General features: G+C 44.4%; 15 protein-coding genes and 1 rRNA gene. 14 read left to right on the top strand and 2 right to left on the bottom strand.

The genetic code is table 11. The features are described from left to right. Positions 1–56: 56 nt before the first annotated feature. From MKX60_RS06875 to MKX60_RS06915, 9 genes are all read left to right on the top strand, one after another. Complete coding sequence (locus tag MKX60_RS06875; RefSeq protein WP_036680585.1) at positions 57–1,001, top strand: DNA-directed RNA polymerase subunit alpha; 945 nt, start codon at positions 57–59, stop codon at positions 999–1,001. A 33-nt stretch (positions 1,002–1,034) separates the two neighbouring features. Beyond that, positions 1,035–1,400 (top strand): 50S ribosomal protein L17, encoded by a 366-nt coding sequence (rplQ, locus tag MKX60_RS06880; RefSeq protein WP_019908254.1) that lies wholly within the window; start codon positions 1,035–1,037, stop codon positions 1,398–1,400. Positions 1,401–1,700: 300 nt separating this feature from the next. Beyond that, entirely contained in the window at positions 1,701–2,495 is a 795-nt protein-coding gene (truA, locus tag MKX60_RS06885; RefSeq protein ID WP_341059383.1) for a tRNA pseudouridine(38-40) synthase TruA, read from the top strand. Positions 2,496–2,712: 217 nt separating this feature from the next. After that, positions 2,713–3,150 (top strand): 50S ribosomal protein L13, encoded by a 438-nt coding sequence (gene rplM, locus MKX60_RS06890; RefSeq protein WP_036680589.1) that lies wholly within the window; start codon positions 2,713–2,715, stop codon positions 3,148–3,150. Between the two features lie 20 nt (positions 3,151–3,170). Next, entirely contained in the window at positions 3,171–3,563 is a 393-nt protein-coding gene (gene rpsI, locus MKX60_RS06895) for a 30S ribosomal protein S9 (RefSeq protein WP_025706574.1), read from the top strand. Positions 3,564–3,798: 235 nt separating this feature from the next. Continuing rightward, positions 3,799–4,491 carry a phosphoadenylyl-sulfate reductase gene (locus MKX60_RS06900; RefSeq protein WP_341059385.1) on the top strand — a complete coding sequence of 231 codons (693 nt, stop codon included), beginning with the start codon at positions 3,799–3,801 and terminating at the stop codon, positions 4,489–4,491. A 37-nt stretch (positions 4,492–4,528) separates the two neighbouring features. Beyond that, positions 4,529–5,698: a sulfate adenylyltransferase gene (gene sat / locus MKX60_RS06905; protein WP_341059386.1), complete on the top strand. Its 1,170-nt coding sequence runs from the start codon at positions 4,529–4,531 to the stop codon at positions 5,696–5,698. 78 nt (positions 5,699–5,776) lie between these two features. Continuing rightward, positions 5,777–6,517, top strand: coding sequence for an N-acetylmuramoyl-L-alanine amidase CwlD (cwlD, locus tag MKX60_RS06910; RefSeq protein ID WP_042192151.1), 741 nt, complete (start codon positions 5,777–5,779; stop codon positions 6,515–6,517). A gap of 89 nt (positions 6,518–6,606) precedes the next feature. Further along, positions 6,607–7,707 (top strand): Mrp/NBP35 family ATP-binding protein, encoded by a 1,101-nt coding sequence (locus MKX60_RS06915; protein WP_076300967.1) that lies wholly within the window; start codon positions 6,607–6,609, stop codon positions 7,705–7,707. Positions 7,708–7,764: 57 nt separating this feature from the next. Here the strand turns inward: MKX60_RS06915 and gerD are convergent, their stop codons facing one another. Further along, a complete protein-coding gene (gerD, locus tag MKX60_RS06920; protein WP_042192146.1) occupies positions 7,765–8,436 on the bottom strand; it encodes a spore germination lipoprotein GerD in 672 nt (223 codons plus the stop codon). A gap of 129 nt (positions 8,437–8,565) precedes the next feature. Here gerD and MKX60_RS06925 point away from each other — a divergent pair, with 129 nt between their 5' ends. Together MKX60_RS06925 and MKX60_RS06930 are read left to right on the top strand one after the other, a co-directional pair. After that, complete coding sequence (locus MKX60_RS06925; protein WP_042132517.1) at positions 8,566–9,156, top strand: KinB-signaling pathway activation protein; 591 nt, start codon at positions 8,566–8,568, stop codon at positions 9,154–9,156. Positions 9,157–9,436: 280 nt separating this feature from the next. Further along, the gene (locus MKX60_RS06930; RefSeq protein ID WP_341059387.1) at positions 9,437–10,258 is read left to right on the top strand and encodes a PPK2 family polyphosphate kinase; all 822 of its coding nucleotides are present in this window, start codon (positions 9,437–9,439) and stop codon (positions 10,256–10,258) included. A gap of 50 nt (positions 10,259–10,308) precedes the next feature. Here MKX60_RS06930 and pdaB read toward each other — a convergent pair whose 3' ends face one another. Next, entirely contained in the window at positions 10,309–11,112 is an 804-nt protein-coding gene (gene pdaB, locus MKX60_RS06935) for a polysaccharide deacetylase family sporulation protein PdaB (protein ID WP_042192142.1), read from the bottom strand. 108 nt (positions 11,113–11,220) lie between these two features. Between pdaB and MKX60_RS06940 the strand changes: the two genes are divergently transcribed. From MKX60_RS06940 to MKX60_RS06950, 3 genes are all read left to right on the top strand, one after another. Next, entirely contained in the window at positions 11,221–11,832 is a 612-nt protein-coding gene (locus MKX60_RS06940; RefSeq protein WP_042192138.1) for a stage II sporulation protein M, read from the top strand. Between the two features lie 252 nt (positions 11,833–12,084). After that, a complete protein-coding gene (locus tag MKX60_RS06945) occupies positions 12,085–12,315 on the top strand; it encodes a hypothetical protein (protein WP_036680631.1) in 231 nt (76 codons plus the stop codon). A 358-nt stretch (positions 12,316–12,673) separates the two neighbouring features. Then, positions 12,674–14,231: ribosomal RNA gene (locus tag MKX60_RS06950) — 16S ribosomal RNA — on the top strand. Positions 14,232–14,274: the final 43 nt, after the last annotated feature.

Genomic DNA, 14,274 nt, shown 5'->3' on the forward strand with positions numbered 1-14,274 from the left:
GCACCTGATGGGGTGACAGTTTCATATAGGAGCGACGTTGAAGGAGGGGTAAACTCGTGATAGAAATCGAAAAGCCGAAGATTGAGACCGTAGAAGCTAATGATGAAGGTACCTATGGGAAATTCGTAGTTGAACCGTTGGAACGTGGGTATGGCACGACTCTGGGGAATTCACTTCGCCGGATATTGCTTTCTTCGCTTCCAGGAGCCGCAGTGACTTCGGTCCAAATTGACGGCGTTCTGCATGAGTTCTCGACCGTTCCAGGCGTAATGGAAGATGTGACGGAGATCATTCTGAACCTTAAAGCCTTGTCCCTGAAGATTCATTCAGACGAGGAAAAAGTGTTTGAGATTGATGCCGAAGGGGAAGGCATCGTTACCGCAGGTGATATCCGTGCGGACAGCGATGTTGAGATCCTCAACCCGGATCTTCACATTGCAACGCTGGGACCTGGTGCGAGACTTCACATGCGTATTTTTGCAGGCCGTGGTCGCGGCTACGTCCAAGCGGACCGGAACAAACGCGACGATCAGCCAATTGGCGTTATCCCGGTTGACTCCATCTACACTCCTATTTCACGCGTTAACTACGGCATAGACAATACACGTGTTGGTCAAGTGACTAACTACGACAAATTGACGCTTGAAATTTGGACAGATGGCAGTATTAGACCGGAAGAGGCTGTAAGCCTCGGAGCCAAAATTTTGAACGAGCACCTCGTATTGTTCGTAGGTCTTACGGACGAAGCGAAAGACGCCGAAATTATGGTTGAAAAAGAAGAAGACAAAAAAGAAAAAGTGCTAGAGATGACAATCGAAGAGCTTGATCTTTCTGTCCGCTCCTACAACTGCCTCAAACGTGCTGGTATTAATACCGTACAAGAGCTTACCACGAAGACTGAAGAAGATATGATGAAGGTGCGTAACCTTGGTCGTAAATCTTTGGAAGAAGTTCAGGAGAAGCTTGAGGAACTTGGTTTGGGACTCCGTACAGAAGAATAGCTACAGATTGCTACAGTAAAGGAGGGAAAACACATGGCATATCAAAAATTGGGCCGTGATTCCAGTGCGCGTAAAGCGTTATTTCGCGACATGGTAACGGATCTATTTTTATACGAGCGCATCCAAACAACGGAAGCTAAAGCGAAAGAAGTTCGTTCTATCGCTGAAAAGTTGATCACTAAAGCTAAAAAAGGCGATCTTCATGCTCGTCGTCAAGTAGCTGCATTTGTTCGCCGCGAGACTGTTGATGGTGAACAAGATGCAATTCAAAAATTGTTCTCTGACATTGCTCCTCGTTACACAGAGCGTCCAGGTGGATACACTCGTATCCTGAAACTCGGACCTCGTCGTGGGGACGCTGCGCCTATGGTTTATCTTGAATTGGTAGACCGCGCGTAGTATCACAAGTATTGATTTCCGATGCTTCCCTTTCATCCGGCCCTCTTTGGAGTAAAGATGGGGGAAATATCAGCGTTATTGTGCTGCAGAGGCGCAAGACTCTGCTGTACTAATAACCGTGGGAATCACCTTGGTTCAATTGAAGGAGCTCCCGCAGGGGCTCTTTTTTTTGAAGTAATGGAGTGAAGTGTTAATGGATGCCGTCCTTCTAGGGACGGCAAAGCCATTTCTTCCTCTTGAATAAGATCAGACAGTGCTTCGATCGACGTTTCTGCTGAACGGTTTAAAAAGGAGAACGGAATGCGTAATCTATTGATGAAGGTCAATTATGACGGAACAAATTATGATGGCTTTCAGACCCAGCCTCAGGGCAATACGATTCAAGATCGGCTGGAGCAAGCGATACTCCATCTGACAGGTGAGGAGCTTAAGATTACTGCTTCTGGTCGCACAGATGCCGGAGTACACGCCTACGGTCAGCCTTTTAACTTTACGACCTCCTCTCGAATCCCACTTGAACGTTGGTGTCTGGCGCTTAATGCCCGGCTGCCACAAGATATCGTGGTTACTGAGGCTAGGGAAGTACCGCTGACGTTTCACTCTCGTAGAGGAGCTAAGCGTAAAACTTACCGATACACGATTAACGGCAACAGGTTTCCAGACCCGTTTCAACGGCGCTGGCAGCTTCATCATCCGGTGAGGTTGGACATTCCTGCGATGCAGCAAGGCTTAACGCATATTTTAGGGACACATAACTTCACTTCGTTTGCTTCACGGAAGTCTACTAAGGCCTCTCATGTACGAACGATCTTTGAAGCTCATATGGAAGTAGACCGCAGCATGTGCCGACCCTCTTCATTAGATCAGGGAGTGATCCAAACTTATATAACGGGTAGTGGATTTCTTCAGCATATGGTTCGCATTATTATAGGGACTTTGATCCATGTGGGGGAAGGTAAAATAGATGCTGATCATGTTGCTGAGATATTGGCGGCATGTGATCGTTCTGCTGCTGGTCCAACAGCTATGGCCAAGGGGTTGGCTTTGTGGAGTGTAGAATATGACGAGACTGAAAGTGAATCTTTTTTTCTATAAATTTCTTCCTAAATAATAGGCTGAATGTTTAAAAATCACTTGCACTTGTTATGTTTATACTGTAATATAAAAGTTGTGTTTTCTTGATGGCTATCCCACAGCCCCGATCAAGGAAATGCCAAAAAAATGCTTTGCTTAACTCACATAATTGTAATTCAATGAGAAACAAGATATACGAAACAGAAGATTTTCGTACGAGAACAAGGAGGAAACATTCATGCGTACCACCTATATGGCGAAGCCGAACGAAGTTGAACGCAATTGGCACATTATTGATGCCGAAGGCAAGACACTCGGTCGTTTGGCCAGCGAAGCCGCTGCTTTGATCCGTGGCAAACACAAACCGCAATTCACTCCACACGTTGATACAGGAGATTTCGTTATCGTAATCAACGCTGAGAAGATTCACTTGACCGGTAAGAAATTGCAAAACAAGAAATACTACCGTCACTCGATGCACCCAGGTGGATTGAAAGTTACTAATGCTGAAACTTTGCTGAATACTAAACCAGAACGCGTAATTGAATTCGCTGTTCATGGTATGATTCCTAAGACTCGTCAAGGGGACCACATGAAGCTGAGATTGAAAGTATATGCAGGCGCCGAGCATCCACATGCAGCACAAAAACCTGAAGTTTACGAACTTCGCGGATAAGAATAGAGGAGGACAGTTTCATGGCACAAGTACAATACTATGGGACAGGTCGTCGTAAACATTCGGTAGCACGTGTTCGCCTTGTACCGGGTGAAGGACGCATTGTCATTAACAAACGTGAGATGGACGAATATTTCGGTGTGGAAACACTGAAAATGATCGTAAAACAACCTTTGAACCTGACTGAAACACTAGGCAACTACGATGTAATCGTTCTTGCACATGGTGGCGGCATTTCCGGTCAAGCTGGAGCAATTCGTCACGGTATCTCCCGTGCATTGCTTAAAGTTGACCCTGAATATCGCGGTGCGCTTAAGAAAGCCGGCTTCCTGACTCGTGACCCACGTATGAAGGAACGTAAGAAATACGGCTTGAAGGCTGCACGTCGTGCGCCTCAGTTCTCGAAACGTTAATATTTATCAAGAATTCAACCCTTGGCCTTTACGGTCGAGGGTTTTATTTTTTTTAGCAGCCCCTTTCGAACAAGAAATGGGCTTTTTTTGCATTCATTTACTAATTCTGAGGGTTGAAACTCATTGACTTCCTCAGTAAAAGTTATATACTATTTCATATAGAAATAGTTGGTTTTATTACTTCTTTTACCTCATTTATTCATACGATTAATATTTTGGATGGAGGAATACCTTAATGAACCTGCTCGAGAAAGAAGAATTGATCAGAATAAAGGCCGAAGAATTAGAGAGTGCTTCACCCGAGGATATTATCCGCTGGGCTGTAGAAACATTTCCTAACATTACTTTTGCCTGCAGCTTTGGTGCCGAAGATGTAGTGCTTGTTGATATGCTTCACAAAGTTAGTCCATCTACTGATGTCTTTTATCTCGATACAGATTATCATTTTAAGGAAACCTACGAAACCAGAGATTTGATGGCAGACAAATACGGATTAGAGTTTGTACGAGTGTCTCCGCAACTCACCACGCAGGAGCAAGCACTTCAATACGGTGATGCGTTATGGACGGTTGACCCAAATCAATGCTGTGGTATTCGTAAAGTTGAACCATTGACTCGTATATTATCTCAATATGAGGCATGGATTACTGGAATTCGTCGCGATCAAGCGCCTACCCGTGCAAATGCTAAAAAGGTCGAGTATGATTATAAATTTGGTTTAGTGAAGTTTAATCCTATTGCGGATTGGACGTCAGAAGATGTATGGAACTATATTCGTGAAAATGACGTAATCTATAACCCTCTACATGACCGTAACTATCCAAGTATTGGCTGTGAGCAATGTACACGTCAGGTTATGCCAGGTGAAGATCCGCGTGCTGGCCGTTGGTCTGGATCAGAGAAGACAGAGTGCGGATTGCACAAGTAAGACATATTCCTGTGGGAACATAGAAGGAGAGACTAAGATGACTTCAATACGTCCGCATGGCGGAGCTTTGGTTAACCGTGTAGTAGAGGGTACTGAAAGAGAAGAATTGCTAAATCTCGCGCGTGATAGTAAGGTAATTGCCTTAAATACCTGGACTTTATCCGATTTGGATCTTATAGCTGTAGGAGCATTTTCGCCACTGACAGGCTTTTTAAATGAGCAAGACTATCATTCAGTAGTAAAAAGCATGCGTTTAGCAGATGGAACAGTGTGGAGCATTCCAATAACACTGGCTGTAGAAGATGATGTGGCTGCCAGTTTATCAATTGGGGATAAAGTTTCTTTAATCGGTGAAGACGATGGCGAGATTTACGGTTTATTGGATATTGAGAGTATTTATACTGTAGATCAAACGATTGAAGCACAAAATGTCTTCAAGACAACAGATCCTGAACATCCTGGTGTGAGCAAGCTGTTGGCTCGCCCTGCAACTTATGTTGGAGGACCCATTACAGTCTTGAACCGCCCACAGCCAGAGAAGTTCGGTGAATTTTATTTTGATCCTGCGGATACGCGGAAGATATTTGCTGAAAAGGGCTGGAGAACGGTTGTAGGCTTCCAAACACGCAATCCGGTCCACCGAGCTCACGAGTACATTCAAAAGTGCGCTATGGAGGTTGTAGACGCTCTATTCCTAAATCCACTTGTTGGTGAGACGAAGTCAGATGATGTACCGGCAAATGTACGGATGAAGAGCTATCTGGCGCTTTTGGAGAACTATTATCCTGAGGATCGTACCTTCCTTGGTGTTTTTCCGGCGGCAATGCGTTATGCAGGCCCTAGAGAAGCAATTTTCCATGCAATGGTTCGCAAAAATTACGGCTGTACCCATTTCATCGTCGGTCGTGACCATGCTGGGGTAGGTGATTATTATGGCACTTATGAAGCACAGGAAATTTTCTCGAATTTTAGTGCTGAAGAACTTGATATTACTCCATTATTTTTTGAACATAGCTTCTTCTGTAAAAAATGCGGGAATATGGCATCCAGTAAAACTTGCCCTCATCCTAGTGATGATCACATGACATTGTCGGGTACGAAGGTACGTGCTTTGCTCCGTGATGGCCAATGTCCTCCGCCAGAATTTACACGGCCTGAGGTTGCGCAGATTCTGATTGAAGGTATGACTCAAGAAGTTACAGCTTAATCATTAACAGCTAGTACTATTTGACCTTCTTGTCCCATATAGATGAGTATTATCTATCGGGACGAGGGGGTCTTTGTTATGTCTGGCCGAAAGCAGAGTAAAGTCTCGGTCTGGATTTCATGGAGCAGTATCAAAAAAAGTATGCTTGGCGTGATGCTGCTAGCTATAATGATTGGAATTATCGCGTATGACATGCCTACCGCTAAAACACTAAATTATTGGAGTCTGCCCTTGTCAGGGAAAGTTATTGCTCTCGATGCGGGACATGGTGGAGCTGATGGAGGAGCGGTTAGCCGGGAAGGGCTAATTGAGAAAGATATTAATCTCGCTGTATCGCTTTATTTGCGTGATTATCTGCAGCAGGCAGGGGCTATTGTAGTAATGACTCGTGAGGGTGATTATGATTTGGCTCAGGAAGGCACTAAGGGCTATTCTAAGCGCAAGACGGAAGATCTTAAACAAAGAGTAAGAAGCATCGAAGAGAAAGGCGCAGATCTTTTTATAAGTGTTCACATGAACAGTGTCCCTTCCAATCGTTGGAGTGGAGCACAGACCTTTTACTACCCCAATCACAAGGATAATAAAGCTATAGCGGAGTTTGTGCAGAGTGAGCTGAAGACTACGCTGGAGAACACGGATCGTGTGGCAAAGACAGTGAATACTGTATATCTGTTAAAAGCATTGAAAATACCAGCCGTGCTTGTTGAAGTCGGCTTCTTGTCACACCCCCAGGAATCAGCTCTACTCGGAAATGATGTCTATCAGCGGAAGGTAGCGACTAGCATTTATCGGGGAATTCTTCGGTACGCCTCCGAGTAGTCAGGACTACTCATCGGGAGACTGGTAATGCTATAATAGACAAAAACTCCGGAGAACTCTCAACCGGAAAGGAAACAGAGGTGCTTTCCATGCTGACTAAGGAACAAATTCAGGAAATACTGCAGCCATTAACAGACTCTGAAACTGGAAAAAGCCTTGTGGAACTACAGCTGATCCGTGACATTATGATTAAAGAAGACCGTATTTCTTTATCTATCATATGTCTGAATCCTGAAGAGCAAAGTCGCATGGATCTAGAACAACAGGTTCGTGAATTGCTTGAAGCGGGTGGGGTTTCTAATGTACATATCCGGCTTCGTGATGCAACCGATTATGAACGTGCTATACTTCGCGGAGAGAGCGTAGAGGATTTCGATGAACCTGGGAAACTTAAAGGACATGCAGCAGGCCTTGATGACCATGAATTAATTAGCGAGAGCTCTGGCGTGAACTTTATCGCCGTGGCCAGCGGCAAAGGTGGAGTTGGTAAGTCAACCGTAACGGTGAATTTGGCCGTAGCCCTTGCAAGAAAAGGGAAAAAAGTTGGTCTTATCGATGCTGATATTTATGGTTTCAGTATTCCCGATATGATGGGGATCGAAGAGGGACCAGTTGTAGAAGAAGGAACGATTATTCCTGTGGAACGTTTTGGAGTGAAGGTCATGTCTATGGGCTTCTTTATTCGTGAGAATAGTCCAGTTATTTGGCGGGGACCTATGCTGGGTAAAATGCTTCGCCAGTTCTTCAATGATGTTGGTTGGGGTGAACTTGATTATATGCTGCTTGATCTTCCCCCAGGTACTGGTGATGTGGCACTTGACGTGCATCAGATGCTGCCTCACAGCAAAGAGATTATAGTTACGACACCTCACGCTACCGCAGCGTTTGTGGCGGCTAGAGCGGGCTCTATGGCTCTACAGACAGATCATGAGATTATTGGAGTCATTGAGAATATGGCTTATTATGAGTGCACTGACTGTGGTAAGAAAGATTATATCTTTGGCAGAGGCGGAGGAGCGAGGCTTGCCGAGACGCTTCATACGGAGCTGCTTGCACAAATACCGCTAGGTGCACCGGACAACCATATTTCCGAACCGGATTTCTCACCTTCTGTATACAAAGAAGAGACACCATCAGGACAATTATTTGCAGAAATTGCTGATAAACTTATTGCCAAATATGAGCACTAACTCTTGTGCATAAAAAAGAGGCCTTCCCACACGTATTAGTGGGATAAGGCCTTTTTTTTAAGAACTTGAATCATCGCCGCTGCCGCCGCCACTGCTTTCCTGTTTGTCGCCACCTTCGCTACCCTTTTCTTTTTTCTCTTTTGGTTCAAGTTCTTCTTGTACGACTTTTTTAAGTAAATTCAATACTTCCATGCGAAATAATGGAGTTTGCATGGATTCCTGCATGGTCTTCATGGATTGTTTACGGTAATCAGGTGTTTTAGTGAGATTTAAAAACATTGTCATCATTTCTGGAGACTTCATAATTTCTTCGACTGATTTCTGATAAGTTGGATCCTTAATTAGCTGTAGGTGTAGTTCCTTGCTTTGTGATTGAATGGCTTTAGCAAAATCGCCCGCGAATTTGGGATCAGTCATTATCTTCTCGATTTCCTTCTGATATTCCGGTGCAGTGAGAGTATTTTTAACAGCGAGCTTGATCTCCTCTGTTGTTTGAAGTGGCATCATCTTCATGCTCATTCCACTGGTACCGCTAGAGCTGGAGCTTGATAATGATTCCTCAACCGCTTTTTTACCCTCATCGCTTTTCAATATATCTAAAACCATGGTCTTCGTTTCTTTATAACTGCCTTGTCCGGAAGAAGAACTGCTCTGCTCACTTCCGCAAGCCGTTAAGGCCATAACAAAGCTCAATGCCAAACCCACAGATCCGATAAATCTCCATTTCATTGGCGCTGCCCTCCTTTATAGGATTCTCTAGATGTATTATGCCGAATTAGATCACATTTATGTTGTGGGTGTAATGGTGTTTTGTCGGTATCCTTGGTAAAATAAATCTGACAAGAGGAGGTGAATTGGCTGAGTATAAAAAAATGGTTTCATTTATTTTGGACTACCCTCCTTATAGGAGCGGGTGGGGCTGTAATCGCTGGTCTGGCACTGCAATTCGTAAATGGTAAGATTGATTTCAAAAGTGTCGGGGATTTCTTTTTATACCCGCTGATTCTGCTTGGCTACGGTATGCTTGTAAGCGTTTATTCGCAACTTGGTTTTTTTGCCTATTTGATTTTGAATTATATGGGCAACGGCGTTTTTCCACAAAAGGTTTGGAAATACATACAACTAGTGCTTTCTGTGCTCGCATTGCTTGAACTGATTTTTTTGCGTACCGTCGTTGGTGGAGAAAGAAATGTTATGTCTGATCTAATATTAGGAATCGTTATTTTGCTAGCAGCTATTATTGTGTCTTATTTCAAAGTAAAAAGTACAAACATCTCAGCTTTGATTCCAACCCTCTTTTTTATGACAGCTATTTCAATTGTGGAAGTTATTGGCGTGCTCCGTATAGGTGTTGATAGTGCAACGGTGTTTATTGTTGTTCCGCTTATCGCTTGTAATGCATTCCAAATTTTGATGCTACACCGTATTCTGAAGCCGGCAGCCGGATAATGAATGGGGAAGGCACTAAACAAAGAACCCCGTGCTCTGATCTCAGAAGACGGGGTTTTTTGCTCTAACTGTATCTTAACGATTAAAATCTGATTGTAGAGGTTAATCTTAAAGAACGATACGCTCACAAAACTAAGCGTATGCTTTCGAAGTAAGTTTTGTACGAAGCGTTCCTATGATGTATATGCTTTACAAAACATAGTAGATGCTTCCGAAGCGAGTTTTGTACGAAGCTCCTCAATGATGCATATGCTTTACAAAACTTTTAGGAGGGGAATATATGGACATCAAGCGCTATATGATAAAAGACACAAAAGAAATCCGGCTTAACAAGCTGGATCCGGACGACACAGGTGTTTTTAAATCCAAAAAAGAAGTAGAAGCCAAAACAGAAGAGTTTAAAGCACGTTTGGCAGAGCTCCAAGATATTTTGTTTGCTCAGAAAAAGCATTCGTTGCTTGTTATTCTGCAAGGAATGGATTCCAGCGGTAAGGATGGCACGGTTAAGCATATTTTTTCAGGCATTAATCCACAAGGATTTATAGTGACCAGCTTCAAGAAACCATCTCTAGAGGAAGAGGCTCATGATTTTCTATGGAGGGTTCATCAGAAGACACCTCCTAAGGGATATATCTCTGCATTTAACCGCTCGCATTATGAAGATGTATTGGTACCACGGGTACACGGAGGGTTAAAAAAGGATGACTTGAAGCGTCGCTTTCGTTACATACGGCAGTTCGAGGAAATGCTGGTGGAAGAGGGGACGACAATTATCAAGCTTTTTCTGCATATTTCTAAAGTGAAGCAGCTGAAGAAGATTAAGGAACGGCTTGAAGATCCCAAAAAACATTGGAAATTCGATGCAAGTGATCTCCAGGAGCGGGAGTATTGGGATGATTACCAAGAAGCATATGAAGATGTTTTCAAGGAATCTAGCATAGATAAAGCACCCTGGTACTGGATACCCGCCAATCATCAATGGTACCGCAACTATTTGACCTTATCCATCGTTGTAAAGACACTGGAGAGTCTGGATCTGAGCTATCCAAAGCTGAATACCCCCACACCTGACATATCGGAACTCATTTCTCCACGTCATTAATCCTTTGGACAGATCAACATCCATTACGGCACCAGAGATTGAATGTGTTTTTACAGCCCAGCTGCGTCCTCAATGGCATTACTCAGTGAAGCTGAGTCGCGTACTTCTTTACCTTCGGTGTTGCTTTGACTAATCAGCTCAGAGACGGTAACGAATTCATAACCTTGTCTGCGGAGCTCGTCGATAATGAGTGGAAGTGCTTCATGTGTTTGTTTACAGGAATCACTGGCATGTAGAAGGACGATATCACCTGGATGCGCTTTTGTCGTTACACGCTTCACGATATTGTCTACGCCGATGTTCTTCCAGTCCAGGGAGTCTGTATCCCATTGAATGACCTTGTAGCCGAGATCGCTGGCAACCTGAAGGACTCTTTTGTCAAAATCACCATTAGGCATACGAATCAAATTGGGTTCAGTGCCGGTTAATTCGGTAAGTACGGTGTGAGCCGTTGAGATCTGTGTACGAATTTCTTCGTTGCTTAGTGTGCTGTAATTGACGTGTTTATGACCATGACTTCCAATTTCAAAACCTGCATTCTTAATGTTAGTTACAATGTCTGGGTGAGTCTTACTCCATGGAGACGATAGGAAGAAGGTGGCTTTGTCCACTTTCTTGTCTTCAAGTACCTTCAAAATTGGTTCGGGTCTTTTCTCCCCCCAGCTAATATCGAAGGTCAGGGCAATCAGCTTCTTCTCTGTTGGTACACTGTAGATCGCGGAAGGTCCGGATTCAGAAAAAACGGTTATGTTTCCCCTCTCGACATATACAACTCCAGCAGCAAGAAGCACAGCGGCGAAGATATAGATGAATCGTTTAATCTTTTTGCCGCTGAATACATAAAAAGAATTCATAATGACAGCGCTCCTCTCCCATGCGAAATGCTTGTTTGTTCTAAATGTATGCTCGTACCGCAAGGTTATGACCTAAGAAACAGAGATCACAATTTCAGGAGGGTATTTATGTTGTCGTTCTTCACGTTTATTAAAGATCTAAAAACGATCCGGAAGGCTTTATTGCTATCCTGTCTGCTGTTCGCAGTAGGAGCGGTTATAGGGTGGGTAGCTACTAGCAGTCTGGAAAAGCTATTGGTTCAGCAATTAGAGGGGCTCAGTGAAATCAGTGGCAACCTTAGAGATTCTTCTAATCCGCAATGGAGCTTCTTTGTATTTATATTTTTGAATAACAGCATCAAGGGTGTTCTTATCATATTTTTAGGGGCGTTGTTCGGTATACTGCCAGCCATATTCTTATTTATTAACGGAGCGGTTATCGGCTATCTGATTCATTTATCAGCACTCCAAGGACAGGATTTATTCGAACTAATAGTAAAAGGACTGCTGCCACATGGGATTATAGAGATTCCAGCAATCATTATTGCTTGTGCATTTGGGCTTCAGTTCGGCGGGAAAGTAGTTGCAAGCCTGTTTAGCTCATCCACTAAAAAAGTGAACAGAGGTGTTGAGTGGTCTTCGTTCATGCGTCAAACACTTACGGCATCTATTTGGACAATAATCCTGTTATTTGTTGCAGCCATCATTGAAAGCACAATAACTTTTTCTCTTTTATCATAAAACTTCCGAGAATGGAGCATAACAGTAAAGCTATTCATCCAAGGATTGCCTAAAGGTCAGAAGTATATAATCGTGACGAAACCATAAAGGGAATTTTTAATAATTATGGTTATAAAAAGAGTACTCCGGTTAATCTAGTGTAAGAGGATCTTAAGGCAGCTTTCTCCATGAGATGGACTAACTAATTATGTACAAGGGGTTTTTGGTTTTAGTGAATGTGTTACTTGCAACTTCATGAAGGAGGCCAAGCATATGTTGGGAATGTTGTTCAACGAAAAAGAATGCAAGGAACTGGATTATGTTTTGCGGAAAGAACTTGATGAGATGCTGTTAGATTTGAGCGATCAGCGCTTGGACCAAAATATCAGGCATGCCATCGCCAATAGATATAAGACTGTATTTCGTATGTATGCTCGTTTTGCTCCTCAGAAAGAGCTTTCCAAGTATGCGTGGGGTGGACGTTCTTCTCAGTATAAACACTAAGGATAAGCGGTAAATGCAAGAGTCTTATATGAATTTAAGATTTTTTAATAAAATAGCTTGACTAAAAAGGAGTGCTCGTGATAAATTATATCTCGCGCTCCTTTTGCTTGTGTAAAAGGGAAGCGGAAGGCAAGAAAAGTTGAAAAAAACTTTTTCAAAAAAAAGACTTGCCAAACAACGAAACACTGTGATATATTATAAAGGTCGCCGCTGACAAACAACGACGACGAAATGAGAGACATTGATCTTTGAAAACTGAACAACGAGTGAGTGGGAAATCACGAAAGTGAAATCCAAAATTAGAGAATTAATTTTCTCGTCAGATGTTTCAAAATGAGCATATCGCTCTTTTCAATACTAATTGGAGAGTTTGATCCTGGCTCAGGACGAACGCTGGCGGCGTGCCTAATACATGCAAGTCGAGCGGAGTTACTTTGAAAGCTTGCTTTCAAAGTAACTTAGCGGCGGACGGGTGAGTAACACGTAGGCAACCTGCCCCTTAGACTGGGATAACTACCGGAAACGGTAGCTAATACCGGATAATTTCTTTTTTCTCCTGAAGAAAGAATGAAAGACGGAGCAATCTGTCACTGAGGGATGGGCCTGCGGCGCATTAGCTAGTTGGTGGGGTAACGGCCCACCAAGGCGACGATGCGTAGCCGACCTGAGAGGGTGAACGGCCACACTGGGACTGAGACACGGCCCAGACTCCTACGGGAGGCAGCAGTAGGGAATCTTCCGCAATGGACGAAAGTCTGACGGAGCAACGCCGCGTGAGTGATGAAGGTTTTCGGATCGTAAAGCTCTGTTGCCAGGGAAGAACGTCCGGTAGAGTAACTGCTACCGGAGTGACGGTACCTGAGAAGAAAGCCCCGGCTAACTACGTGCCAGCAGCCGCGGTAATACGTAGGGGGCAAGCGTTGTCCGGAATTATTGGGCGTAAAGCGCGCGCAGGCGGTCATTTAAGTCTGGTGTTTAAACCTTGGGCTCAACCTGAGGTCGCACTGGAAACTGGGTGACTTGAGTACAGAAGAGGAAAGTGGAATTCCACGTGTAGCGGTGAAATGCGTAGATATGTGGAGGAACACCAGTGGCGAAGGCGACTTTCTGGGCTGTAACTGACGCTGAGGCGCGAAAGCGTGGGGAGCAAACAGGATTAGATACCCTGGTAGTCCACGCCGTAAACGATGAGTGCTAGGTGTTAGGGGTTTCGATACCCTTGGTGCCGAAGTTAACACAGTAAGCACTCCGCCTGGGGAGTACGGTCGCAAGACTGAAACTCAAAGGAATTGACGGGGACCCGCACAAGCAGTGGAGTATGTGGTTTAATTCGAAGCAACGCGAAGAACCTTACCAGGTCTTGACATCCCTCTGAATCCACTAGAGATAGTGGCGGCCTTCGGGACAGAGGAGACAGGTGGTGCATGGTTGTCGTCAGCTCGTGTCGTGAGATGTTGGGTTAAGTCCCGCAACGAGCGCAACCCTTAACTTTAGTTGCCAGCAGGTTAAGCTGGGCACTCTAGAGTGACTGCCGGTGACAAACCGGAGGAAGGTGGGGATGACGTCAAATCATCATGCCCCTTATGACCTGGGCTACACACGTACTACAATGGCCGGTACAACGGGAAGCGAAACCGCGAGGTGAAGCCAATCCCATCAAAGCCGGTCTCAGTTCGGATTGCAGGCTGCAACTCGCCTGCATGAAGTCGGAATTGCTAGTAATCGCGGATCAGCATGCCGCGGTGAATACGTTCCCGGGTCTTGTACACACCGCCCGTCACACCACGAGAGTTTACAACACCCGAAGTCGGTGGGGTAACCCGCAAGGGAGCCAGCCGCCGAAGGTGGGGTAGATGATTGGGGTGAAGTCGTAACAAGGTAGCCGTATCGGAAGGTGCGGCTGGATCACCTCCTTTCTATGGAGAATCGTCTTCTGCAATGAAGACATTCAAATCGGAA

Origin of the sequence: Paenibacillus sp. FSL R5-0914 (genome assembly GCF_038004525.1) — a bacterium.
GTDB lineage: Bacteria > Bacillota > Bacilli > Paenibacillales > Paenibacillaceae > Paenibacillus_AQ.